This is a genomic window from Kitasatospora sp. cg17-2, assembly GCF_054031055.1.
Window position 1 is genome coordinate 3980977 of the sequence record NZ_CM132923.1, and the last position, 24464, is coordinate 4005440.

The 24464-nt window shown below is 72.2% G+C and carries 18 protein-coding genes; 4 read left to right on the forward strand and 14 right to left on the reverse strand.

Translation table 11 applies throughout. From position 1 onward, the window contains the following. Nucleotides 1-182 precede the first annotated feature (182 nt). Complete coding sequence (locus ACW14Y_RS16485) at nt 183-2999, forward strand: FtsK/SpoIIIE domain-containing protein (RefSeq protein ID WP_456987365.1); 2817 nt, start codon at nt 183-185, stop codon at nt 2997-2999. Nucleotides 3000-3410: 411 nt separating this feature from the next. Here the strand turns inward: ACW14Y_RS16485 and ACW14Y_RS16490 are convergent, their stop codons facing one another. Then, on the reverse strand, nt 3411-3632 hold the full coding sequence (locus ACW14Y_RS16490; RefSeq protein ID WP_456987367.1) for a DUF397 domain-containing protein: 222 nt from the start codon (nt 3630-3632) through the stop codon (nt 3411-3413). 17 nt (nt 3633-3649) lie between these two features. Further along, nucleotides 3650-4465, reverse strand: coding sequence for a helix-turn-helix domain-containing protein (locus tag ACW14Y_RS16495; protein ID WP_375984802.1), 816 nt, complete (start codon nt 4463-4465; stop codon nt 3650-3652). Between the two features lie 270 nt (nt 4466-4735). Between ACW14Y_RS16495 and ACW14Y_RS16500 the strand changes: the two genes are divergently transcribed. Continuing rightward, the gene (locus ACW14Y_RS16500) at nt 4736-5173 is read left to right on the forward strand and encodes an ATP-binding protein (protein ID WP_456987370.1); all 438 of its coding nucleotides are present in this window, start codon (nt 4736-4738) and stop codon (nt 5171-5173) included. Between the two features lie 203 nt (nt 5174-5376). Here ACW14Y_RS16500 and ACW14Y_RS16505 read toward each other — a convergent pair whose 3' ends face one another. From ACW14Y_RS16505 to ACW14Y_RS16555, 11 genes are all read right to left on the reverse strand, one after another. Beyond that, complete coding sequence (locus tag ACW14Y_RS16505) at nt 5377-5874, reverse strand: hypothetical protein (RefSeq protein ID WP_456987372.1); 498 nt, start codon at nt 5872-5874, stop codon at nt 5377-5379. A gap of 505 nt (nt 5875-6379) precedes the next feature. After that, nucleotides 6380-6685: an XRE family transcriptional regulator gene (locus tag ACW14Y_RS16510; RefSeq protein ID WP_043474747.1), complete on the reverse strand. Its 306-nt coding sequence runs from the start codon at nt 6683-6685 to the stop codon at nt 6380-6382. Beyond that, nucleotides 6686-7057, reverse strand: a complete 372-nt coding sequence (locus tag ACW14Y_RS16515; RefSeq protein WP_456987374.1) for a type II toxin-antitoxin system RelE/ParE family toxin — start codon at nt 7055-7057, stop codon at nt 6686-6688. A gap of 113 nt (nt 7058-7170) precedes the next feature. Next, on the reverse strand, nt 7171-8253 hold the full coding sequence (locus ACW14Y_RS16520; protein ID WP_456987376.1) for a CU044_5270 family protein: 1083 nt from the start codon (nt 8251-8253) through the stop codon (nt 7171-7173). After that, nucleotides 8250-8879 (reverse strand): RNA polymerase sigma factor, encoded by a 630-nt coding sequence (locus ACW14Y_RS16525; RefSeq protein WP_456987378.1) that lies wholly within the window; start codon nt 8877-8879, stop codon nt 8250-8252. The genes ACW14Y_RS16520 and ACW14Y_RS16525 overlap by 4 nt, the downstream gene beginning before the upstream one ends. 100 nt (nt 8880-8979) lie before the next feature. Continuing rightward, complete coding sequence (locus ACW14Y_RS16530) at nt 8980-9873, reverse strand: hypothetical protein (RefSeq protein ID WP_456987380.1); 894 nt, start codon at nt 9871-9873, stop codon at nt 8980-8982. A gap of 111 nt (nt 9874-9984) precedes the next feature. After that, a complete protein-coding gene (locus tag ACW14Y_RS16535; protein ID WP_456987382.1) occupies nt 9985-14931 on the reverse strand; it encodes an NAD-glutamate dehydrogenase in 4947 nt (1648 codons plus the stop codon). Nucleotides 14932-15264: 333 nt separating this feature from the next. Then, entirely contained in the window at nt 15265-16890 is a 1626-nt protein-coding gene (gene pruA / locus ACW14Y_RS16540; RefSeq protein WP_456988185.1) for an L-glutamate gamma-semialdehyde dehydrogenase, read from the reverse strand. A gap of 186 nt (nt 16891-17076) precedes the next feature. Continuing rightward, the gene (locus ACW14Y_RS16545; RefSeq protein WP_380305097.1) at nt 17077-17733 is read right to left on the reverse strand and encodes an HAD family hydrolase; all 657 of its coding nucleotides are present in this window, start codon (nt 17731-17733) and stop codon (nt 17077-17079) included. Nucleotides 17734-17837: 104 nt separating this feature from the next. Beyond that, on the reverse strand, nt 17838-18347 hold the full coding sequence (locus ACW14Y_RS16550) for a DUF6912 family protein (protein WP_266269693.1): 510 nt from the start codon (nt 18345-18347) through the stop codon (nt 17838-17840). 198 nt (nt 18348-18545) lie between these two features. Next, on the reverse strand, nt 18546-19655 hold the full coding sequence (locus tag ACW14Y_RS16555; RefSeq protein ID WP_456987385.1) for a patatin-like phospholipase family protein: 1110 nt from the start codon (nt 19653-19655) through the stop codon (nt 18546-18548). Nucleotides 19656-20076: 421 nt separating this feature from the next. Here ACW14Y_RS16555 and ACW14Y_RS16560 point away from each other — a divergent pair, with 421 nt between their 5' ends. Beyond that, nucleotides 20077-20565 carry an Rv3235 family protein gene (locus ACW14Y_RS16560; protein WP_456987387.1) on the forward strand — a complete coding sequence of 163 codons (489 nt, stop codon included), beginning with the start codon at nt 20077-20079 and terminating at the stop codon, nt 20563-20565. Between the two features lie 197 nt (nt 20566-20762). Here ACW14Y_RS16560 and secA read toward each other — a convergent pair whose 3' ends face one another. Then, nucleotides 20763-23525 (reverse strand): preprotein translocase subunit SecA, encoded by a 2763-nt coding sequence (secA, locus tag ACW14Y_RS16565; RefSeq protein WP_380305091.1) that lies wholly within the window; start codon nt 23523-23525, stop codon nt 20763-20765. A 251-nt stretch (nt 23526-23776) separates the two neighbouring features. Between secA and ACW14Y_RS16570 the strand changes: the two genes are divergently transcribed. Then, complete coding sequence (locus ACW14Y_RS16570; RefSeq protein WP_456987390.1) at nt 23777-24382, forward strand: GNAT family N-acetyltransferase; 606 nt, start codon at nt 23777-23779, stop codon at nt 24380-24382. Nucleotides 24383-24464 lie beyond the last annotated feature (82 nt).

Genomic DNA, 24464 nt, shown 5'->3' on the forward strand with positions numbered 1-24464 from the left:
AACATGGCGATGATCGCAAGATCGTCAAATCCGGTACCGTGCGCGGACTGTCCGTGACGGATGGCAGGATGACACTCGCCACTCTTGTGGCCCAACCGGTGTCGCGGCCACCCCCGCTCCCCCGCGGCGGCCCCGGGCAGCGGCACAACGGCGTCACACCAGCAGAAGGGACCGCGGGCGAGATGCAGATCCGGCTGACCGTCCTCCGACCGCGCAGCGGCCCGGCAGTCGCCGGCACCGCCATCCCCTACGTGGACGTGCTGGTCACCGCACCCGTGGGCACCGCGCTCGGCTCCCTCGCGGGGGCGCTCGCGGGCGCCGTCGGCGTGCGCGGACCTCGGGCCGCCACCCATGTGCACCTCTACGCCGGGGCGCGCCGGGTGGACGAGCACACCCTGCTCGGCCACCCCCCGCTGCTCGACGGCGCCGTCCTCTCCCTCAACGAGCCGGACCCGACCGCCGACGACCCGGACGACACCCCCGCCGCCGCCGAACTCCGCGTCGTCGGCGGCCCCGACGCCGGCGGCGTGCACCGGCTGCACGGCCGGGAGATCCGGGTCGGCCGCTCCGGCGAGGCCGACGTCCCGGTCGACGACCCCGACGTCTCGCGGCTGCACCTCGCCCTGCACCTCGCCGAGGACGGCACGGTCACCGTCCGCGACCTGGGCTCCACCAACGGCACCACCGTGGACGGGCGGATCGTCCCGCCGGGAGCCCCGGAGGAGGCCGTCCCGCTCGACGGCCCCGGCCTGCTGCGGCTCGGCGAGACCACCCTGCGGGTGACCGTCCCCGACACCCTGGACGGCTCCGGGCCGCCCGCCCGCGCCGCGCTCCCCGACGGCCACGGCCACCTCCAGCTCGCCGCCCCCGCCCCGGCCCGGCCCGCCCCGCCGGTCACCGAGCCGCCCAGCGCGCCCGAACCGCCCACCGGGCGCGGCCGGGGCCTGCTCTCGCTCCGGCTCGGCCGCTCCGCCGCCGAACCGCCCGAGGAGAGCGCCGAGCGCCACCACGCCGCCGTCCGCACCCGGCAGGCCGCCGCCCAGCGCGAGCGCTGGCCCGACCTCGCCACCCTGCTGCTCAACGCGGTCGGCCGCGGGCCCCGGCTCTGGGAGCGCGGCCCCGGCCACCCCGACGCGCTCACCCTGCGGCTCGGCACCGCCGACCGGCCCGGCGGCCCCGGCACCTCGCCCGGCACCGTGCTCCCCGCCGTCCCGGTCACCCTCGACCTGCAGACCGCCGGCAGCCTCGGCCTCAGCGGCCCGCGCGAGCGGCTGGACGCGCTGACCCGCGCCGTCGTCGCCCAGCTCGCTGCCCTGCACCCGCCGACCGGGCTCAGCCTGGTGGTGGTCGACGCCGACCCGGCGCGCACCCCGCAGGACCGCGTCGACACCTGGGCCTGGGCCCTGTGGCTGCCCCACCTGCGGCCCGCCGAGGGCCAGGACTGCCGGCTGCTGCTCGGCCTCGACGACGAGCAGGCCGCCGCCCGGCTCACCGAGCTCACCACCCGGCTCAGCGGCCCGGTCGGCCTCGGCGGCCACCCCGCCACCGTGGTCGTGGTCGACGGCCGCCCGGCCGCCCCGGCCGCCCGGCAGGCGCTCGACCTGCTGCTGCGCCAGGGCCCGGCGGTCGGCATCTTCCCGGTCTGCCTCGCCGAACAGCCCGAGCTGCTGCCGCGCGGCCTCGGCGCCACCGCGCTGATCACCGGCGAGGTCGGCACCCAGCTGTCGCTCGACCGCCCGGGCCCGGTCGCCCGCGGCCGCGAGACCCTGCACGAGATCTCCCTGGACGCCGTCTCCGACGCCTGGGCCGAGCGCCTGGCCCGGGTCCTCGCGCCACTGCGCGAGGCCACCCCGGCCAACCGGGGGCCGCTGCCGGACGCGCTGCGCCTGCTCGACCTGCTCCAGCTGGACACCGTCACCCCGGCCAAGCTCTCCGCCCGCTGGGACGCCCACGCCGGCGGCATCGGCGCCGCCACCGCCCTGCTCGGCACCACCCGCGACGAGCTGTGCGTGCTCGACCTCGCCGACCCCGAACTCACCCTGCCCTCCCCCGACCCGGGCGGCCCGCACCTGCTGATCGGCGGCGCGCGCGGCTCCGGCAAGACCGAGCTGCTGCGCACCCTGATCGCCTCGCTCGCCGTCTCCGAGCGGCCCGAACGCCTCGCCGTCACCGTCGTCGAGGGCCGGGCCACCGAGGACGGGCTCGCCGGCTGCACCGAACTCCCGCACGTCACCGGCCTGGTGAACGCCGACGGCGACCCGCGCGGGGCGCTGCTCGCGGCCGAGGCGCTGGAGGACGAGCTCGCGATGCGGGAGCGGCTGTTCGACGGCCTGGACTTCGCCTCCTGGCACGCGGCCCGCATCCTCGACGGGGAGCCCGTCCCGGTCCCCGCCACCGTCGGCGCCCCGCCGGCGGCGGCGAGCACCCCGCGCATCATCCAGCCGCGCAGCCCCGAGGGCGCGGCCACCCCGGCGGCGGGGGCGGCCGGGCCCTGCCCGCCCCGGCTGGTGGTCGTCGTCGACGACTACGACGCCCTGCTCGCCCCGACCTCCCCGGCCGGGCGACCGCTCGCCCGGGCCCTGGCCGCCGTCGCCCGCCGCGGCGGGCCGCTCGGCATCCACCTCGCGGTGACCACCGGGCACCCGGAGGAGACCACCGGCACCGAGGTCGACGACGCCGCGCTGCTGCGGATCGCGCTGCGGACGGACGACCCGGCCGACTCGGACCTGCTGATCCACCTCGGCGACGCGGCGGCCCTGCCGGACACGACTCCGGGCCGCGGCTACCTGCGCCTGCCGGACGGCGGCGTCACGGCGTTCCAGACCGCCCGCATCAGCGGCCGCATCCCCCGCACCGCCACCCTGCGGCCCACCGTCGTCGCCATAGACCCGCTCCAGCTCGGCGCCCCACCGGCACGTCGCCCGGTCCGCGAGCTGGGCAACGGCCCCACCGACCTCGCCCTCCTCGCCAGCGCCCTCCAACGCGCCGCGGCGCGCTGACCTGAGGTGGGTCGTCCGCCCCTGTCGCGATTCGATCGCGACAGGGGCGGAAGGCTTTGCAGAACCGACGAGACCGGGGAGACGGTTTCGTCCCGCCCTTCTGTCGGCCTGTCGCCGCTTCGGCCGTGCCGAAGCGGCGACACCTGAAAGGTCGCGGGCACGCCGCCCCCGCCCGCCCATCCTTCCCGGAGCCACAAGAGCAGCGGCGGCCCCGGCCTTGGTAGCCGGGGCCGCCGGCATCACCGAGCAACACGGGGCATGACCCGAAAGCCCTCGTTCTGCGCAGGAAGTCGACCGAACCGACTTCCTGCGCAGACGGCAGGAAGGCCACAGGGCACTTGCAGTTTCTGCCCGGCCGCGATCGTGATCGCGGCCGGGCAGGACAGGACAGGGCGGCAAAGGAAGAACATTTCAGACCCCGGCGCCGAACTCCCCCGCGCGCACACCGGCAACGAAGGCCACCCACGCCTCAGAGGTGAACAGAAGAGAGGGGCCCAGCGGATCCTTCGAGTCACGCACGGGCAGAGCCCCGGGAACCCCATCAGCAACCTCGACGCAGTCCCCGGTCTCCCCACTGAACGTGCTCTTCCTCCAGTTCACGCGACTGAGATCGGGAACAGACACCTTCAGCACCTCCGCTTGATACCGAGCTACAACTCTCCTCCGACCCGGGCCAGTAGGTCGAGGCTCTCGGAGACGCTCAACGCACTCGACCGCAGCGAGTCGAACGTGAGCGTATAGGCAGACGTCTCCTCCTGCGTCTCCAGATAGAGCATGCCTGCCCGATGCTCCAGACACACGACATCGGAGAAGGCCGAAGTCGGGAAGCTGAAGAGCACGAACGAGCCCATGATTCCCGCATGGGCACCCGCGCTGAACGGAAGCACCTGCAACTCGATGTTCGGGCGATCACTCACCTGCCGCAGGTGCTCCAGCTGTGACCGCATGACCTCCACTCCGCCTACTTGCCCACGAAGTGCGGCCTCTCCCAGGATCACGCTGAGCCTGGGCGACTCAGCGTGATCCAGAAACCTCTGCCGTTGCAGGCGCACAGCCACCAGCTCATCGATCCGCTGCGGCGGGATGTCAAAAGGTGAAGCCTCGTAGATCGCCCGCGCATAGTCCGCCGTCTGCAACAGACCCGCCACCATCATCGGTTGGAACGAGCGGATGTGGCTGGCGCTCTCCTCGTAGTCGATGTAGTCGACATACGAGGGCGGGGAGATGTCGAACTGCTGCGCCCAACCTCGCTCCGAGCTCTTCCGGTTGAGCGCGACGACCTCCTCCACGTACACGGGGTCGTCCACACCGTAGAACGTCAGCAGATCACGCAACTCACTGCTGGAGATCGGCAGCCAGGCATTCTCCATACGGCTGATCTTCGAACGATGGCAGTCGATCCGCTTCGCCGCCTCGTCGGGCGTTCGGTCCGCCGCTTCCCGATGACGAATGAGCAGGCTCGCCACGCGACGGCGTCGAACTGATGGGCGCAACTGGGACAAGTGATCAACTCCCCGACTCCACAGGTGGAATGGCCTCAGAGTACCCATTTACCAAGATCGGAAATTGTTCTTCGAAGAACAGTTGCGAAGATTCCGACTCCGGGCGCATGCTACCCAAAGTGGCTCACTCATCCACGCTGAGTGATGACCACTCGGGCATTCCTGTGCCCATCACCCTCCACCGGGCCGCCAGTTCGCCCGGACACCCCCCAACCCACCGGAGGTGGCTCCCCCATGCCCGGAACCGACAGGCCCACCGACCCGATGTCCGCGCGCAATGCCTGGCTCCCCCGCTCCCGCAGATCGCCGCAGCTCGCGCGGCGGATGCTGCGCGAGCTGCTCGACACCGTGCCGGGCGGCCAGGACTTCCTGGAGGTCGGCGAGTTGCTCACCTCGGAGCTGGTCGGCAATGCCGTGCTGCACTCGGGGATGCCCGGGCGGCTGATCCGGGTCTTCTTCGACGTCGACGACACCCGCCTCCGCATCGAGGTCCACGACGCGAGCGAGCACCCGCCCGTCCCCCGGCAGCCGGCCGTGACCGACGGGTGCGGCCGCGGCCTGCTCCTCGTCGAGGCCCTCGCCCTCAAGTGGGGGCACTCCGCCCGCGCCGAGGGGCCGGGCAAGGTCGTCTGGTGCGAGTGCGGGCCCTACCCGATCGGGGTCGCCACATGACCCCGATACCCAAGGGTGGGGCCGAGGGCGGGCCCTCGGCCCCACCCTTCTCATCCCGAACGCTTCGCACGCTCCGTGGCTAATGTGCTACGTTCCGCATTATCAACAGAACATAGAAGACCCCGGCGGTGGTGGAACACCCCGGGGTCCGGCACCAGGAGCGACAACTCCAGATGCAGATTCATCGTAGCGCCCACGCGCGCTCATTCACCGTGCTTCCCAACGGCCTGTTGCAGGACCGGCGGCTCAGCTTCACCGCCCGCGGACTCCTGGCCGATCTCCTCTCGCGCCCCGACGGGTGGCGCGAGGACGGCAGACACATGGCGGACACCAGCCCCCAGGGGCGCGGCACCGTCCGCCGGGCCCTCAAGGAACTCACCGACGCCGGGTACTACCGGGTCGTCCGTGTCCGGCGCGCGGACGGGACGATCCGCTCCGAGGCCCACGTCTTCGACGTCCCGCAGCTCGTACCACCGGGTGTCGCCCGTCCGGTCGCCGGTCGACGGAACACCGGCCGCCCTGACGCCCCTCCTGTAAAGAACCCGGAAGAAGTACCCACCCTCCCGGCCGAGTTGCCCGACGAGCAGACCCGCGAAGCCGTGGCCGCACTGTTCCGCGCCCTCCGACCCGAACCGCGCCTGCGCCTCGGGCTCGCCGAGGCGCAGGCGCTCGCACCGCTCGTCCGCCAATGGCTCGAACACGGCAGCACCGCCACCGACCTGGCCCACGCCCTGCTGCCCGGCCTGCCCACGCCCCTCCACTCGCCGGTCGCGCTCCTCCGCGACCGGCTCGCGCGCAAACTCCCACCCCCGCGCGCCGGGGCCGCTCCCGCCACGTACTCCGAGTGCCCCCACTGCCACGACCCGGTCCGCCGCCCCGGGCCCTGCCGCTCCTGCGCCGAAGTCGCCCCGAGCGCCCCGGTCACCGCCGCCGTCGGCGCCACCCTCGCCCGCGCCGCCCTCCACCGGAGAGGACATCCGGGCCACGGCACCCCCTTGACGGGCCTTTTGCCCTCGGCAAGAGTGCGAACGGCAGGCAGGGACGACGGAGCCGGACTCCACGACAGCACTGCCCCGAAACGGCTGTGGGGCCCGCTTCCACCGGGCCCCACAGCTTCACTCAGGACGTGATCAGGCGTTGGTCTGCTTCAGCTCGTCGCCCGGGCTCGCACCGGCGAGCCGGGCGGGGCCGTCACAGACCTCTGCGTCACTGAATGACGAGCTGGCGGTCGCCGAAATCGGCGACCAGGCGGAGCCTGCCTCCGAGCGCCTCCACGTAGGCGCGAATCGTCGCCAGAGCCGCGCCGTCGAGGTCGCCCTTCTCCAGCCGGGACACATTCGGCTGGGTCACGCCGATGATCTCGGCCACCTCGACCTGCGTCAGCGCCTGCTCCTTGCGGATCTCCGCGAGACGGTAGGCCCGCACTTCGGCGTCGAGCTTGGCGCGGTGCGCCGCGACCCGGGCTTCGTCGGTGACAACCTCGGGCCGGACCTCTTTCCAGGACCTGGCCATCTACTTCTCGCCTTCCTTGAGTACTCGGAGATGCTCGTCGAACCTGGCATCCGCGACGGGGGTGTTCTCGTCGTACCACTGGTTCCAGGCGCCCGTCTTGTCGCCCGCCACCAGGAGGATCGCTTCGCGGTCGGGGTCGAAGGCGAAGAGGATGCGGATCTCGACCGCGCCACCGGCGCGAGGCCGGAGCTCCTTCATGTTGCGATGCCTCGACTTCTTGATCCGGTCGACAAGTGGTCGGCCCAACGTGGGCCCGTCGGCTTCGAGCTTGTCGATGGCCGCCGAGACCTGGTCCGCGACCTCCGGCTCATCCTCCACGAGCCGAACGAACCAGGCAACGACCTCTTCATGTAACGAGACTTCCCATGCCACGAACCAACTATGCGCCTCAAGTTATATTCGCTGCAAGTTATATCCTTGCTGCGGCCCCGAAACGGCTGTGGGGCCCGCTTCCACCGGGCCCCACAGCTTCACTCAGGACGTGATCAGGCGTTGGTCTGCTTCGGCTCGTCGCCCGGCTTGTCGGTGATCGAGCGGCCCAGGACCGCCGTGTGGCCGATCACCGTGCCGGCCTTGCCGAAGTCGCCGTCGGTGACGACGACCTCGCGCTCGCCGAGGAACTCGTGGCTCTTCGGGTCGAAGATCCACTCGGTCCGCACGCCGCTGTCCTCGTGCGCCACGGCGACACCGTGGCGGCCCGAGGAGTCCGCCGAGTCCGCGACCGCGGTGACGCCGGGGATCTTGGCGGCGGCGCGGTAGAGGGCGGCACTCACGGCCGGCGGGGCGATCTGCTCGCGCAGCAGGTCCCCGATGGTCGCGAACGCCTCCTGGTCAGGGGTGCGGCCCTGGCCCTTGGTCTCGGCGTAGATCTTCTTCAGCAGCGCGTCCGGGTCGGTCGGCAGACCGGCCAGGTAGTTGTAGGTCGGCGCGCCGATGCTCGGCTTCTTGGTCGGGTCGAGCCACAGCCCGCCGTCGGGGCGCGGCGCGGGGCGCTTGTCCCCTTCCTTCGCAGCGGCCTCGCCCTTGCCGAACTTGCCCTCCTCCTTCAGGACGCCCCACTGGCTGCCGTCCACCGACAGCCAGATCTGGCGGCGGTGCGGCGCGTCGACCTTCGTCTCGCCGGTGGCCAGGTTGGTGCCCGCGAAGGACACCAGGCTGTCGATGTAGACGAACTGGTTCTTGCCGGGCTTCGGGTCCGGCTTGCCGGCCGCAGTGTCGGCGGCCTGGGTCAGCAGCTGGACGGCCGCGACCGGGGCGACGTTCAGCGTGGTGCTGCCGCTCTCGGCCGGCTGCTCGCCCTGGACCTGCCCGCTCTGCTGCTGGGCCAGCGGGGCCTTGGAGGCCGCGCCGTCACTGCCGCCCGGCAGGACCATCGCCAGGGCCAGACCGCCCGCCAGGGCCGGAATCGCCACCCAGCCGAGCTTGCCCCGCCGGACGCGCGCGGGCTTGGTGTCCCGGATCTCACTCATCAGATGTCCCCTCAACAGCCGGTGGCGGTCTGAGGAGAGTTCGGGCCGCGCCGGCGGCGGCAACAGCCGGGCCAGTTCGGCACGCTCGTGCTCGTTCATCGGTTCGTCTCCCGTGTCGACCGGGCCGCATCGGTGCGGCCAACCCGTACCTGTCCGGGCTCGGGGCGGAGTTCCCGCCCTTTCCGCAGTTCTTCCTCGGCGAGCGCCCGGAGCTTGGTGCGGGCGCGCGAGAGCCGCGAACGCACCGTCCCGACGGGCACCCCGAGCGCCTCGGCGGCACTCGCGTAGTCGAGCCCGGCCCAGACGCAGAGGCCGAACACCTCCCGCTCCGCCTTCCGCAGCCGCTCCAGCGCCCGCCGCGCGGCGGCCAGTTGGGCGCTGTCGTCAAGCCGCCCGACGAGTTCGTCGGCGAAGTCCGGCACCACGTCCCTGGGCGGCAGCCGCTCCATCGCGGCGCGGTGCCGCCGGGCCGCGCGGGTCGTGTTCCGCAGCACGTTGGCGGCGACCCCGAACAGCCAGGGGCGGACCGGCTCGTCGCTCTCGCGCAGCTTGTGGCGCAGCCGCCACGCCTCCAGGAAGGTGAGTTGGACGATGTCCTCCGCGACCGCCCAGTCCCCCGACACCCGCACCGCGTACCGGTACAGGTCGTCTGCCGCCTGATCGAAAAGCTCCCCGAACGCCCATTGGTCCCCGTTCCGTATCCGTCCCCGCTGTGACAGCTCCACACCTCCACCTGTCCGCGGCAGCGTCGCGGTTCCGAAGCCGTTGCGGAGGCGGTTCCGGGAGCCGTCCCGACAGCGGCTCAGGAACCCTCCCGGAAGCGGCTCAGGAGCAGTAGCTGTCGTGGTTGACCAGGGCGAGGCCGGTCACCCGCTCGGTGTCGACGGTGAACTCGTACCGCCACCCCTGCTCGACCTGGCCGATGCCGGCCCACAGGGAGTACTTGCCGTCCTTGCCGAGCTGGAGTCCCTGGACGTCGTAGGCCGCCTTGAGCTCCTCGACCGTGGAGCCCGCGCCGATGCCCTCGGCGGTGCGCGCACCGACGGGGGCGACCAGTTCGCGCAGGCCGTCCAGCCCGAAGCCGGCCCGGCCGGTGGTGAGGAAGGCCAGGTCCCGGGCGTCGCGGACCGCCTTCAGCTCGTCGAACACCTTCATCAGCTGGTCGTGCGCCGCGTCGCGCGCCTTCACCTTCTCCTGGAAGGCCGTCAGCTGGTCGGCGAGGGTCCTGAAGTCCTTCGCCGAGGGCTTGGGCGGAAGGGTCGGGAAGACCGCGATCTCCTTCTTCGTCGCCTCGTTCTTGGCCTCGGCGTCGGCGAGCCTGGCCCGGACCGCCTCCTCGGTCGCCATCCGGACCGGGTCCGGGGCAGGGCCGCCCCGGTACGCCAGGTCGGTGCAGCCGTTGAGCACTGACACGGGGGCGGCCTCCAGGGCGCCGGTGGCCAGCGCGACCTCCTGGGTCATCCCGGGCTTGAGCCCGCGGTAGCCGAGGGCGGAGAACGGCTCCGGGGTCGCGGACGGCGTGGGGCTCGCGGTCGACGGCGCACCGGCCCGGCCCGCGACCGCCCCGGCGCCGTCGGCGCCCGCCCCGTTCGACCCGCAGGCCGTCGCCGCTCCGGCGAGCAGCGCGGCCGCAAGCGCGGCTCCCGTCAGACGTCCGACCAGCCCGGCCCGTCCGACCTGCCCGGTCTCTCCGGTCAGCCCGGCCCATGACTTCGACACAGTGATCAATCCCCTCGTTCGGGGGTCACCGTATCGAACGCGTGTGCACACGAAGCGGCGGGCCCGCGTCCACCCAGGACGCGGGCCCGCCGTTGAACCGCTACAGCCTCGTCAGCGCATCGAACCCGTGCGGAGCAGGGTCCGGATGACACGCATCGCGACCGAGAGGCTGGACAGCTCGTAGTTGTCCGAACCCCTTATGTCGTCGAGGGTGCTCTTGGCGCGGTTCAGCAGGGTCGCGTTGAGCTCCGCCCAGGCCGTGTACCGCTCCTCGGGGGTCGCGCCCTCGGGGCCGCAGGCCAGGATGTCGGCGGTCAGCGCCGCGTGGGCCGCGAAGAGGTCCTCGCGGATGGCGGCGCGGGCCATGGACGACCAGCGGTCGGTGCGCGGCAGCTCGATGATCCGGTCGAGCAGGTGGGTGATCTGCAGCCGGTCGGCGAGGTCGTAGTAGAGCTCGGCGACCTGGGCGACGTCCTTGCCGGACCGGTCCGCGACCTCGGTGATGTCCAGGGTCGGGAAGGTCGAGGACAGGCCCGCGATCCGGGAGGCGAGCTCCTCCGGCACACCGGCGCCGGCGAGCTCCCCGTAGACGTGCTCGAACCAGACCAGGTCCTCGCCGCGCAGCGGCTTGGGCAGCGAGCCCCACACCTGGTTGACCCGGTCGTGGAAGAACTCGATGGTGCCGGCGATGTCCAGCGGCTGGCGCCGGTTGTTGAGCATCCACCGGGTCGCGCGCTCGACCAGACGGCGCGAGTGCAGCCGCATCTTGGTCTGCGCCCGGGCCGGGACCCGGTTGTCCAGGCCCTCGATCTCGGACCAGATCTCCTCCAGGCCGAAGACGGCCCGGGCGGCGGTGTGGGTGCGGGCGACCTCTTCGTAGGTCGCGCCGGTCTCCTCCTTCAGGCGGAAGGCGAAGGTGCAGCCACCGCGGTTGATCGTGTCGTTGACGATCAGCGTGGTGATGATCTCGCGGCGCAGCGGGTGCCGGTCGATCTGCTCGGCGAACCGGGCCCGCAGCGCGCTGGGGAAGTACTCGTGCAGCGCGGTGCGGAAGAACGGGTCGTCGGGCAGCTCGGTGGCGAGCAGTTCCTCGGCCAGGGTGATCTTGGTGTAGGCGAGCAGCACCGACATCTCCGGCTGGGACAGGCCCCGGCCGTTCTGCTGGCGGTCGCGGATCTGCCGCTCGGTGGGCAGGTACTCCAGGCCCCGGTCGAGCTGGCCGGCCGACTCCAGCCGGTTGATCATCCGGGAGTGGACGTTGACCATGCTGTGCGCCTGGGCGACCGCGTTGGCCAGCACCACGTTCTGCGCGTAGTTGTTGCGCAGGACGAGGTGGCCGACCTCGTCGGTCATCTCGGCGAGCAGGGTGTTGCGCTGCTTGACCGTCATGTCGCCGTCGGCGACCACCTGGTTGAGCAGGATCTTGATGTTGACCTCGTGGTCCGAGGTGTCCACACCGGCCGAGTTGTCGATGGCGTCGGTGTTGATCCAGCCGCCGGTGCCCTCCGGGCCGCCGGAGGCCGCGTACTCGATGCGGCCGAGCTGGGTGCAGCCGAGGTTGCCGCCCTCGCCGACGACGCGGGCGCGGACCTGCTCGCCGTTGACGCGGATGGCGTCGTTGGCCTTGTCGCCGACCTCGGCGTTGGTCTCGGTGGAGGCCTTGACGTAGGTGCCGATGCCGCCGTTCCAGAACAGGTCGACCGGCGCCTGCAGGATGGCCTTCATCAGCTCGGCGGGGGTGAGCCGGGTGTCGGAGACCCCCAGTGCGGCCCGGACCTGCGCGGTGAGCTGGATCGACTTGGCGCTGCGCGGGAAGATCCCGCCGCCGGCCGAGATCAGCGACTTGTCGTAGTCGTCCCAGGAGCTGCGGGGCAGCTCGAACAGGCGGCGGCGCTCGGCGTACGAGGAGGCCGCCTCCGGGTTCGGGTCCAGGAAGATGTGGCGGTGGTCGAAGGCGGCGACCAGGCGGATGTGCTCGCTGAGCAGCATGCCGTTGCCGAAGACGTCGCCGGACATGTCGCCGATGCCGATGACGCTGAAGTCCTCGGTCTGGGTGTCGACGCCGAGCTCGCGGAAGTTGCGCTTGACGGACTCCCAGGCGCCGCGGGCGGTGATGCCCATGCCCTTGTGGTCGTAGCCGGCCGAGCCGCCGGAGGCGAACGCGTCGCCCAGCCAGAAGCCGTAGGACTCGGCGACACCGTTGGCGATGTCGGAGAAGGTCGCGGTGCCCTTGTCGGCGGCGACGACCAGGTAGGTGTCGTCCTCGTCGTGGCGGACCACGTCGGCCGGGTGGACGACCTCGCCGCCGACCAGGTTGTCGGTGATGTCCAGCAGCGCCGAGATGAAGGTCTTGTAGGACGAGATGCCCTCGGCCAGCCAGGCGTCACGGTCCACCGACGGGTCCGGCAGCTGCTTGGCGACGAAGCCGCCCTTGGCGCCGACCGGCACGATGACGGTGTTCTTCACCATCTGCGCCTTGACCAGGCCGAGGATCTCGGTGCGGAAGTCCTCGCGCCGGTCGGACCAGCGCAGACCGCCGCGGGCGACCTTGCCGAAGCGCAGGTGCACACCCTCGACCTGCGGCGAGTAGACCCAGATCTCGAACGCCGGGCGCGGGGCCGGCAGGTCCGGGATGGCCTTCGGGTCGAACTTCATCGACACGTAGGAGTGCCACTCGCCGGTGCCGTCGTGCTGGAAGAAGTTGGTCCGCAGGGTGGCCTTGATGAGGTGCAGGAAGGAGCGCAGGATGCGGTCCTCGTCCAGCGAGACGACCTCGTCCAGCGCGCCGTCCAGCTCCTCCAGGATGCCCTCGGTCAGCTCCAGCGCGCCCTGCTGGTGGCTGGGGCTGAGCCGGGCCTCGAAGAGGTTCACCAGCAGGCGGGTGGTGTGGGTGTTGTTGCGGAGCGCGTCCTCCATGTAGTCCTGGGAGAACGTGGAGCCCGCCTGGCGCAGGTACTTGGCGTAGGCGCGCAGCATCATCGCCTGGCGCCAGGTCAGCCCGGCGGTCAGGACGAGGTTGTTGAAGCCGTCGTTCTCGGCCTTGCCGGTCCAGGTGGCGGCGAAGGTCTCCTGGAAGCGGTCGCGCGCCTCGTCGGTCAGCTCGACGGCCTCGCGCAGCCGCAGGCCGAAGTCGTACACCCAGGCGGTGGTGTGGTCGGAGCGGGTCAGCGCGTACGGGTGCTCGTCGAGCACCTCGACGCCCAGCCGCTGGAGGACCGGCAGCACCTCGGTGAGCGAGATCGGGCCGCCCACCCGGTAGATCTTGAAGCGGCGCTCGTCGTCGCCCGCGCCGACCGGCTGGTAGAGGTTCAGCCGGAAGTCGCCCTCGCCGTGCAGCGACTCGATCTGCTTGAGGTCCGCGACCGCGGTGCGCGCGGTGAAGTCCGCGCGGTAGCCGTCGGGGAAGGCGTTGGCGTACTTGCGGGAGAGCTCGGCGGCCTTCTCCTCGCCCAGCTCGATGTGCAGCTGGTCGTTGAACCCGTCCATCCAGAACCGGGCGGCCTCGGCCAGCTTGGCCTCGATCCGCTCGATCTCGGCGTCCGACAGGTGCGGCAGCTCGCTGCCGGGGGTGACCCGGACGACGAAGTGCAGTCGGGTCAGCACCGACTCCGTCGACCAGACCGTGTAGTCGATCGAGGCGCCGTTGAGCTCCTGCATCAGGATGTCCATGAGGCGCAGCCGGATGCGGGTGGTGTAGCGGTCGCGCGGCAGGTAGACCAGCGCGGAGAAGTAGCGCCCGTACTCGTCCTGGCGCAGGAACAGCCGCAGCCGGCGGCGCTCCTGGAGGTAGAGCACGCTGGTGGCGATCTGCAGCAGCTCGTCGGCCGGGGTCTGGAAGATCTCGTCCCGGGGGAAGGTCTCCAGGATCTGCAGCAGGTCGCGGCCGTCGTGGCTCTCGGTGGAGAAGCCGGAGTCGACGATGACGTCCTGGACCTTGCGGCGGACGACCGGGATGCGGCTGACCGACTCGGTGTAGGCGGCGGCCGAGAACAGGCCGAGGAAGCGGCGCTCGCCGATGACCACGCCGTTGGCGTCGAACTTCTTCACGCCGACGTAGTCGAGGTAGGACGGGCGGTGCACGGTCGCCCGGCTGTTGGCCTTGGTGAGGACGAGCAGCTTCTTCTCGTGGGCCTTGGCGCGCACCGGCGCGGACAGCCGGCCGAAGGCCTCGCTGACGGCGTGGTGCTGGTCGTCGTGGCCGATCGGGTCGGAGCGCAGGATGCCGAGGCCGGTCCCGGCGACGGCCTTGAGGACCTCCTCGCCCTCGTGCTCGACCAGGTCGTACTCGCGGTAGCCGAGGAAGGTGAAGTGGTCGTCGGCGAGCCAGCGCATCAGCTCCCAGGCCTCGCCGACCTCCTGCTCGGGCAGGCCGGCCGGGGGCTGCTCGGCGAGCTCGTCGGCCAGACGCAGCGCGGAGTCGCGCATCTTGGTCCAGTCCTCGACGACCTCGCGGACGTCGCCGAGCACCCGGCGCAGGTCGGTCTCGATCTCGCGCAGGTCGTCGCGGTCGGTCTCGCGGTCGACCTCGATGTGCATCCACGACTCGACGGTCGCGTCGGCCGGCCACTCGGTGCCGGAGGCCTGGCTGCGGGCGCAGGCGTCGACGTCGAGGATCTCCAGCAGCTTGCCGGTGATGTCGCGGCGGACGACCAGCTGGGGGTGGATGACGATGTGGATCGCGCGGTCCTGGCGGGACAGCTCGTTGGTCACCGAGTCGACCAGGAAGGGCATGTCGTCGGTGACGACCTCGACCACCGTGTGGCCGCAGGACCAGCCGTTCTCCTCGACCGAGGGGGTGTGGACCCGCACCTCGGCGGTGCCCTGGGGGCGCTTGAGGCCCAGACGGTAGTGCGAGGCGGCCGCGCCGTAGACGTCGACCGGGTCGCGGTCGACCAGGTCCTCGGCCGCCGTGTGGAGGTAGTAGTGGTGCAGGTACGCGGACAGAGCGCCGTTGCTCAGTCCCTCCCCCGGCGCCGCTCCCCCCACCTGGCTGTTCTCAGCGGCTGCTGCTGCCTTCCTGAGCAGTTCGGCCTTGGCTGCGTCCAGCTTGGTCTGCATGACTTCTTGGCTCCTGTCGCGCGCCGTTGCGTGACTCGGTGGTGGTATCGGGATCCACCGCCGGGGTCTTCCGCAATCCTGCCGCACCATCCAGCTGAAAAGGCCCCATGGCGCGCATGGAACACCTCTGCAGCGGGTAGGACGCAACGTTCGGCCTGCGGAGCCACCCGACGACGCCAGCCAGCCTAACGGGATCAATCGAAGGTGTCAGGGGACAAGCAGGCGCAAACCTGCAGGAAGATCGGGCCGTCCTGGACAGCTTGTCCAATCAGCCTGCCGGTTTGCGCCGAAAGCCGGAACTTCGTGCGGAGCAGGTGTGCACACGGTCGGCATTCAGCCCATGTGCGGGTGAACGTGGGTGGTCGGCGGCACGAACGTCTCCTTGATCGACCTCGCCGAGGTCCAGCGCAGCAGGTTCTGCGGCGCGCCCGCCTTGTCGTTGGTGCCGGACGCCCGGCCGCCGCCGAACGGCTGCTGGCCCACCACGGCGCCGGTCGGCTTGTCGTTGATGTAGAAGTTCCCGGCGGCGAACCGCAGCGCCTCCAGGGCCTGCGCGATCGCGTAGCGGTCCTGGGCGACCACCGCGCCGGTCAGCCCGTACGGGGCGCCCGCGTCGACCCGACCGAGCACGTCGTCCCAGCGGGAGTCCTCGTAGACGTGCACGGCCAGGATCGGGCCGAAGTACTCGGTGCGGAACATCTCGTTGCGGTGGTCCGAGGAGACCAGCACGGTCGGGCGGACGAACCAGCCGATCGCGTCGTCGTACTGGCCGCCGGCCACCAGCTCCACCGTCGGGTCGGCCTTGGCCCGCTCGATCGCGTCCCGGTTCCGCTCGAACGCGCGCCGGTCGATCAGCGCGCCCATGAAGTTCGAGAGGTCGGTGACGTCACCGACGGGCAGCGCGTCCACCTCGGCGAGCAGGTCGTCCTTGATCCGCTGCCAGAGACTGCGGGGCAGGTACGCGCGGGAGAGCGCCGAGCACTTCTGGCCCTGGTACTCGAAGGCGCCCCGGATCAGCGCCGCCCTGAGGATGTCCGGGTCGGCCGAGCGGTGCGCCAGGAGGAAGTCCTTGCCGCCGGTCTCGCCGACGATCCGGGGGTAGCCGCGGTAGCCGCCGATGTTGGCGCCGATCGTCTGCCAGAGCGACTGGAAGGTCGCGGTGGAACCCGTGAAGTGCAGCCCGGCCAGGGCCGGGTCCGCCAGCGCCACCGCGGACACATGCTGCCCGTCGCCGGTGACCAGGTTGATCACCCCGGGCGGCAGCCCGGCCGCCTCCAGCAGCCGCATCAGGTGGTACGCGGCCAGCGTCTGGGTCGGCGCAGGCTTCCACACCACGGTGTTGCCCATCAGCGCGGGCGCGGTCGGCAGGTTCCCGGCGATCGCGGTGAAGTTGAACGGGGTGACCGCGTAGACGAAACCTTCCAGCGGGCGGTGGTCGACGCGGTTCCACACCCCGGGCGAGGAGACCGGCTGCTCGGCCAGGATCCGCCGGGCGAAGTGGACGTTGTAGCGCCAGAAGTCGATCAGCTCGCAGGCCGAGTCGATCTCCGCCTGCTGGGCGGTCTTGGACTGGCCGAGCATGGTCGCCGCGTTGAGCGTCTCCCGCCACGGCCCGGCCAGCAGGTCGGCGGCGCGCAGGAAGACCGCCGCCCGGTCGTCGAAGGACAGCCCGCGCCAGTCCCGCCCGGCGGCCAGCGCGGCGTCCACGGCGGCCCTGGCGTCCTCCCGGGTGGCGTTGCCCAGCACCCCCAGCTTCGCCGCGTGGTGGTGCGGCTGGACGACGTCGATCCGCTCACCGCCGCCGAACCGCTGCTCGCCGCCGATGGTCATCGGCAGCGGGACCGGCTCGGCCGCCAGCTCGTCCAGCCGGCGCACCAGCCGCTCCCGTTCCGGGCTGCCGGGCGCGTAGCCGAGCACCGGCTCGTTGCCCGGGACCGGGACGTCGGTGACTGCGTCGATGGGCATGGGCGGGCTCCGCTCCTGGTGGGGCGGCCGGCCCGTTCCGACGACGGGCCCGGCACCCGTCCAGCCTGACCAGCGCGGGGGCGCCGCGCCCGCCCGGACACGCCAACGGTGGAGTGGCGCGTGCCACGTCCACGGCCGCTCCGCCGCCGGGCCGGGGCCGGTCCGCCGCCGGGGAACGCCTCAGCCGGTGATCCGGCCGGCCAGCTCCACCGCTTCCGCCAGGCTGTCCACCACCGGCACGCCGACCGGCTCCAGCTTCTCCCTGGTGTGCGAGCCGCCGGTGTAGAGCACGGCGTGCGCGCCCGCCTCCAGCGCGGCCAGCGCGTCGTCCGCCGCGTCCCCGATCAGCACGGTGCGGGCCGGGTCCACCTGGGTGCCCAGCGCCGCCAGGTGCCGGACCAGGTGCTCGGCCTTCTGCCCGCCGGCCGGGCCGCTGCGCCCGTCCACCCGCAGGAACTGCCCGGTCAGGCCGAAGCCCTCGACCACCGGCAGCAGCCGGTCGTGCTCGTACATGGACAGCAGCGACTGGCTCCGCCCGGCCGCCCGCCAGCCGTCCAGCAGTTCGAGGGCGCCTTCGGTGAGACCGCAGGCGGCGCTCAGCTGGTGGTAGCGGTCGTGGAACGCGTCGTCCAGCCGCAGCCACTCGGCCTCGGAGGGCAGCCGGCCGAGCAGCCGCTGGTAGAACCGGGGGATCGGGATCTCGTACTGCTCGCGGTACTCCTGCAGCGTCATCGGCGCGACGCCGATGGTCTCGAACGCCGCGTTGCTCGCTCCGAGCACCGCTTCCATGTCGTGGAAGAGCGTTCCGTTCCAGTCCCAGACGATATGAGTGCGCACGTCTGAACGGTAGCGCCGTGCCCGGCCGGACCGGTAGGACGGGGCTCACGGTGCCCGCGGCCCCTGGTCCTCGTGGTGCTCGTGGTGCGGGACCGGGCGCGGGCTCAGGCCAGCAGGCCGGCGATCTCCTGGGTGGCGAACCACAGCAGGTCGTGGTCCTCCGCACCGTCCACGGTGAACTGGGCGTCCTGGTCGCCCGCGTCCGCGGCCACTACCGCCCCGACCGCCGCCGCCACGTCGGCCACCACGTCGCTGTCCGCGACATCGGCGTGCACGGCGGCCGCCTTGGCCAGCTTCAGCGGCCCGGCCAGCACCACCCGGCCCAGCGAGGCCTGGTCCTGGTACTCGTCGCCGGGGAACGGCGTGACGGCCGAGTCGGCGACGTCGAGCGCGATCACGACCCGGCGGCGCGGGGCGTCCGGCTCGGCGGCCAGCAGGCGCAGCGAGGACTGGGCGGCGCGGTTGAGGGCCGCGTACTCCAGCTCCTCCAGGTCGTCGCTGACGTACCACTCGCGCAGCGCGGGCGTCACGGCGTACGCCGCGGACTGCTCCAGCGCGCCGCCCGAGTGCGCCGCCGCCAGGCCGGTCAGGGTGGTGGGCACGTACACGCGCATCGGTGGCACTCTCCGGTTCGTCCAGCGGCACAGCTTCCAGCGTCCCCAAGAATAAGCTCCGGACGCGGCGTCGCGATCACCCGTGCCCCCGTCGGCCCTCCCGTCGGGCCGTGCGCGCGCCCCGGCGGGCCCACCGGGCGCCCTTCCGGGGCCCGTCCCACCGGCTGTCCGGCCGACTGTCCCGCCGGCCGTCCCGGATCAGCGGGTGGCCGCCAGGACCCGGCGGCAGGTGTCCAGCGCGCTCTCCAGGACCGGGCCCCGGCGGGACGGATCCATCATGTTCGGCCCCATCACGGCCAGGTCCGCGGGTGCGGGCGCGAGCAGATGGACCCGGACGCCGGCCGCCCGCAGCAGTCCGGCCTCGCGCAGCAGCTGCCGGGTCACCGCCCTGCGGTAGCGGCCGACCACCTGGGCGAGCACCCCGCGCGGCAGGTCGCGCCCGCGCCGGGCGCGCGCGAATCCGGACGCGCCCGGGACGGACTCCGAGTGCCCCGGTTGCGGACGCCCCGGCGGGTCGCTGCACAGCGCCATCGGCGCCAGGACGTACACCTCGTCGAGGCCCCGGCCGAGCAGCAGGTCGGCGTTGGTGGCCGACCAGCAGCCGCCGTCCACGTAGTCCGCCCCGCCCACCCGGACGGGGGCGAACCAGCCCGGGATCGCGCAGGAGGCCATCACCGCCTCGCCGACCCCGGCGGGCGGGGCGTCCGGGTCGCCGAAGACCACCCGGTGGCCGCTGCGGTAGTCCACCGCCACGACCCGCAGCGCCGACGCGCGTCCGGCCGCCCCGGTCGCTCCGGCCACCCCGGTGGCCGTCGCCCCGGCACCGCCGAACAGGCCGCTCACCAGCGCGCCCACCGGCTCCAGCGAACCCCGGCCGTGCGGGGCCATCGCCGAGACCAGGGTGAGCAGCGGGAACTCGCGCGGGTGCCGCACGGCGTCCCGCAGCAGCCTCGGCGAACCGATGCCCGCCCGGGGCCGCGGCGGCAGCGCGCCGCCGACCGCCGTGTCGTAGTCGAAGTCGACCCCGGCCAGCGGCCCGGACGTGATCGGCAGTCCCCGCTGGTGGTCCCGGAGCTGGTCGGCGCCGACCCCGGCGGTCAGCAGCGCGCCCAGGATGGCGCCGGCCGAGGTGCCGAGCACCACGTCCGCGTCACCGGCCCGGCGGCCGGTCGCCTCCTCCACCGCGCAGAGCGCGCCCACCGTCCAGGCCGCGCCGAGCATGCCCCCGCCGCCCAGCACCAGACCGCGTCGGGGAGCCCCGGCGGCCCGCGGCGCCGTCGGTCGTGTCCCGGATACCCATGTCGTCATGCCGGCCGCCTGTCCTCGTCGGGGCGGTGCTGGTCCGGAGGGGGCGCGCGGCGGGCGGCCCGATCCCGCTCCGGTCTCCGATCCTGCGCGTCGACCGGCCCGGGCCGCAACGCCCGTCCTGGCGAACCCGACCGTCCTCTTTCGGGCTTTCCCGTTCTTCCCGGTGAGTCAACCCGGTGCCGACCGGCTCCGGCCCGAACCCGTTCCCGTACGGGCCGACTCACCCGGATAGGTGAACTTTCCGGGGGCCGGGACGCCCCGCGCAAAGCCGTTGCCGCCCGCCGCGGACGGCCGCTAACAAGGAACCCGTCCGCACCCGCACCACCCACCGACCGCGGCGCCCGCGCCGCGGCGCCCCGACAGCAGCAGCCGACCAGGCCCCGCCCGGGCCCCGACCCGCCCGCCGCTCCGAGGAAGGCCCATGACCACATGCCCGAACCGCGCCGCTCCCCCGCTCGCCCCGCCCGCCGTCCTGTCGGCGCGCCCGTACCGCCCGCGCGGCACCAGCCGGGACCACCGGACGGCCGCCGAACCGCGACGCCCCCGCCACCCCAGGGCGGCCTGCGCCGACGGACCGCGCCACGACCCGCAGGGCGGTCTGAGCACACGGTTCGCGCACCGGTTGGTGGAGGTGCTGACCGGCTCCCGGCCGTCCGGACAGCTGCTGCGCCACACCACCCTGGACTGCTACGGCCAGCTGTCGGCCCTGGTCCGGGCCGGCACCCTGCGCGGGACGCGGGGCGGCGAACGGCCGAGGCTCGGTCCGGTGCACGACCGTTCGCCCGCGCCGGGCGCCGTCGAGGCCTGTGTCCGGGTCGACCTCGGCGGCCGGCACCACATGGTGGCGTTCCGGCTGGAGCCGCGAGGGCCGTCCGGCCAGTGGCAGTGCACCGCCGTGGAGGCCCGGTGAGCCGCCCCGGACCGTGCGCGCACCCGTCCCCGCCCGCCCGGTGGGCGGACCCCGCCGCAGCACCCCCGGCGCCCCCAGCACCTCCCGCACCGGCGGCACTCCCGGCACCGCGGGCGACCCCGGGAACGACGCCGGGCGCCGCCCCCGTGAGGGAGCGGCGCCCGGCGCGGCGGCCGACCGGTCAGGTCGGCCCCGTCTCAGCTCTTACGACGGCGGCCCTTGGCCGACTTGGCGGCCTTGCGGCGCTCGGCGCGGGTCAGACCGTCGCCCTCGTCCTCGACACCGAGGTCGTCGAACTCGCCCTCGACCACACCGCCGCCGACCTCCTCCGAGGGGGCCGTGTAGTGCAGCCGCTGCGGCTTCGGGGCCTCCAGGCCCTTGGCCTTGATCTCCGGACGGGGGGCGTCCTTCTCCAGCTTGTCGAGCAGCACCTGGGCGTCCTCGACCGGGACCTCCTCGACCTGCTGCTCGACCTGGACCTCCAGGTTGAACAGGTAGCCGACGGACTCCTCCTTGATGCCCTCCATCATCGCGGTGAACATGTCGAAGCCCTCGCGCTGGTACTCGACCAGCGGGTCGCGCTGCGCCATGGCCCGCAGACCGATGCCCTCCTGGAGGTAGTCCATCTCGTAGAGGTGCTCGCGCCAGCGGCGGTCCAGCACCGAGAGCACGACCCGGCGCTCCAGCTCGCGCATGATCTCCTCGCCGAGCTGGTCCTCACGGGCGCCGTACTGGCCCTGGACGTCCTCCTGGATGGCCTTGGTGAGGAACTCCGGGGTGAGGCCCGCGGCGCCGCCGGCCTCCTCCTCCAGCTCGGCCAGGTCCAGGGTGACCGGGTAGAGCTGCTTGAGCGCGGTCCAGAGCTTCTCCAGGTCCCAGTCGTCCTCGAAGCCCTCGCCGGTGGCGGCGTTGACGTACGCCTCGACGGTGTCGTCCATGAAGTGGCCGACCTGCTCCTGCAGGTCCTCGCCCTCCAGGACCCGGCGGCGCTCGCCGTAGATGACCTCGCGCTGGCGGTTCAGCACCTCGTCGTACTTGAGGACGTTCTTGCGGATCTCGAAGTTCTGCTGCTCGACCTGGGTCTGCGCAGAGGCGATGGCCCGGGTGACCATCTTCGACTCGATCGGCACGTCCTCGGGCACGTTGGCCATCGAGAGCACGCGCTCGACCATGCCGGCCTTGAACAGGCGCATCAGGTCGTCGCCGAGCGACAGGTAGAAGCGGGACTCGCCCGGGTCGCCCTGACGGCCGGAGCGGCCGCGCAGCTGGTTGTCGATCCGGCGGGACTCGTGCCGCTCGGTGCCGAGGACGTAGAGGCCGCCGGCCTCCTTGACCTCGTCCTGCTCCGCCTTCACGGCCGCCTTGGCCTTCTCCAGCGCGGCCGGGAACCCGGCCTCGTACTCCTCCGGGCTGTCCTCCGGGGTGATCCCGCGCTGCGCCAGCTCGGCCGCCGCGAGGTGGTCGGCGTTGCCGCCGAGCATGATGTCGGTGCCTCGGCCGGCCATGTTGGTGGCGACGGTGACGGCGCCCTTGCGGCCCGCCTGGGCGACGATCTGCGCCTCGCGCTCGTGGTGCTTGGCGTTCAGCACCTCGTGCGGGATGCCGCGCTTGCGCAGCTCCTGCGACAGGTACTCGGACTTCTCGACCGACACGGTGCCGACCAGCACCGGCTGGCCCTTCTCGTGCTTCTCGGCGATGTCCTCGACCACGGCCGCGAACTTGGCCGGCTCCGACTTGTAGATGAGGTCGGGCTGGTCGATGCGCAGCGGGTTCTTGTTGGTGGGGATCGGCACCACACCGAGCTTGTAGATCTGGTGGAACTCGGCCGCCTCGGTGGTACCGGTACCGGTCATACCGGCCAGCTTGTCGTACAGGCGGAAGAAGTTCTGGAGGGTGATGGTGGCCAGGGTCTGGTTCTCGTTCTGGACCTCCACCCCTTCCTTGGCCTCGATCGCCTGGTGCATGCCCTCGTTGTAGCGGCGGCCGGCCAGGATACGGCCGGTGTGCTCGTCAACGATCATGACTTCGCCGTTCATGACGACGTAGTCCTTGTCGTTCTTGTACAGCTCCTTGGCCTTGATGGCGTTGTTCAGGAAGCCGACGAGCGGGGTGTTCACCGACTCGTAGAGGTTGTCGATGCCGAGGTAGTCCTCGACCCGGGTGACACCCTCCTCGAGGATGCCCACGGTGCGCTTCTTCTCGTCGACCTCGTAGTCGCGGTCGATCTTGAGGCGCAGCACCAGCTTGGCGAAGTCGGCGTACCACTTGGTCGCCTGGTCGGCCGGGCCGGAGATGATCAGCGGGGTCCGGGCCTCGTCGATGAGGATCGAGTCGACCTCGTCGACCACCGCGAAGTTGTGGCCGCGCTGGACGAGCTCGTCCTTCGACCAGGCCATGTTGTCGCGCAGGTAGTCGAAGCCGAACTCGTTGTTGGTGCCGTACGTGATGTCCATCCCGTACTGGCGCTTGCGCTCGGCGGGCGTCATGTTGCCGAGGATCACGCCGACCTCGAGACCGAGGAAGCGGTGCACCCGGCCCATCCACTCCGAGTCGCGCTCGGCGAGGTAGTCGTTGACCGTGATGAGGTGCACGCCCTTGCCGGAGAGCGCGTTCAGGTACGCGGGCAGGGTGCCGACGAGGGTCTTGCCCTCACCGGTGCGCATCTCGGCGACGTAGCCGTGGTGCAGCGCGGCGCCGCCCATGATCTGGACGTCGTAGTGCCGCTGGCCGAGGACGCGCTTGGCGGCCTCGCGGACGGTGGCGAAGGCCTCGGGGAGGATGTCGTCCAGGGACTCGCCGTCGACGAGTCGCTGCCTGTACTCGTCCGTCAGGGCGCGAAGCTCGGCGTCGGTGAGGTTGACGAAGTCCTCTTCGATGGAGTTGACCTGGGCGGCAATCCGCTGCAGCTTGCGAAGGATCTTGCCTTCGCCGGCGCGCAGGATCTTGTCGAAGACGGACACGTGAGCGGGCTCCTTGCCTGTATTGGCACTGGACGACTGCACGGCGGATCCACCCCACCGCACGGGCCATCGTATGCGAGGAGCCCAATGCCTCGGGAGGTGCGTCAGCACGGTATTCCCGTGTCACCCCTGCGAGCACATGCCCCGATAGCATTCCCCACCGGGGCAAACCGGGCAGCCGTCCGGAGAGTTGGGCGCCCGGGACCGTTAATCGGATGCTCGGATTCATCTCTGGACGAAATAATCCGCCCATGGAAGAAAGCCCCGAACCCCGCGCCGGGGAGCAGTCCGGCCCGCCCGCCGCCGACCCCGCCCGCGAGCCCGTCGTCCTCACCACCGAGCGCCTCGTGCTGCGCGCTCCGCGCGAGTCGGACATCGACGCGATCAACGCCGCCTGCCAGGACCCGGAGATCCAGCGCTGGACGGTCGTCCCGAGTCCGTACCGGCGCAGCGACGCCGAGTACTTCGTGTCCGATCTGGCCCTCAACGGCTGGCGGACCGGCGAGAACCCGGTCTGGTGCGTGTTCGAGCGGGAGTCCGGCGCACTGGTCGGCACCCAGGGGCTGGCGCTCCGCGCCGGGGGGACCGTCGCCGAGATCGGCTGGTGGGCGACCAAGGAGTTCCGCGGCCGCGGCTACACCGTGGAGGCGGCCACCGCGGTGGCCCGTTACGGACTGGCCGAACTCGGCCTGCGCCGACTGGAGTGGCTCGCCTACGTGGGCAACGACGGCTCCCGCGCGGTCGCCGCCAAGGTCGGCTTCCGCTTCGAGGGCACCCTGCGCGCGTACGCCGAGCAGCGCGGGCAGTTCCACGACTCGTGGATCGCCTCCCTGCTGCCCGGCGACCTCGCGGACTGACCCGGCCCCGGCCGAACCGCCGCGCCCGCCCGCCCGGACGTCCGGAGCCCCAGGACCCCAGAACTCCAGGACTCCGGACGGC

Bases quoted from the DNA above. Each gene is read 5' to 3' on its own strand.
- ACW14Y_RS16570 (WP_456987390.1), top strand. From the start codon at position 23,777: ATGGAAGAAAGCCCCGAACCCCGCGCCGGGGAGCAGTCCGGCCCGCCC.
- ACW14Y_RS16485 (WP_456987365.1), top strand. From the start codon at position 183: ATGCAGATCCGGCTGACCGTCCTCCGACCGCGCAGCGGCCCGGCAGTC.
- ACW14Y_RS16520 (WP_456987376.1), bottom strand. From the start codon at position 8,253: ATGAACGAGCACGAGCGTGCCGAACTGGCCCGGCTGTTGCCGCCGCCG.
- ACW14Y_RS16500 (WP_456987370.1), top strand. From the start codon at position 4,736: ATGCCCGGAACCGACAGGCCCACCGACCCGATGTCCGCGCGCAATGCC.
- ACW14Y_RS16550 (WP_266269693.1), bottom strand. From the start codon at position 18,347: ATGCGCGTGTACGTGCCCACCACCCTGACCGGCCTGGCGGCGGCGCAC.
- ACW14Y_RS16555 (WP_456987385.1), bottom strand. From the start codon at position 19,655: ATGACGACATGGGTATCCGGGACACGACCGACGGCGCCGCGGGCCGCC.
- ACW14Y_RS16560 (WP_456987387.1), top strand. From the start codon at position 20,077: ATGACCACATGCCCGAACCGCGCCGCTCCCCCGCTCGCCCCGCCCGCC.
- ACW14Y_RS16510 (WP_043474747.1), bottom strand. From the start codon at position 6,685: ATGGCCAGGTCCTGGAAAGAGGTCCGGCCCGAGGTTGTCACCGACGAA.
- ACW14Y_RS16535 (WP_456987382.1), bottom strand. From the start codon at position 14,931: ATGCAGACCAAGCTGGACGCAGCCAAGGCCGAACTGCTCAGGAAGGCA.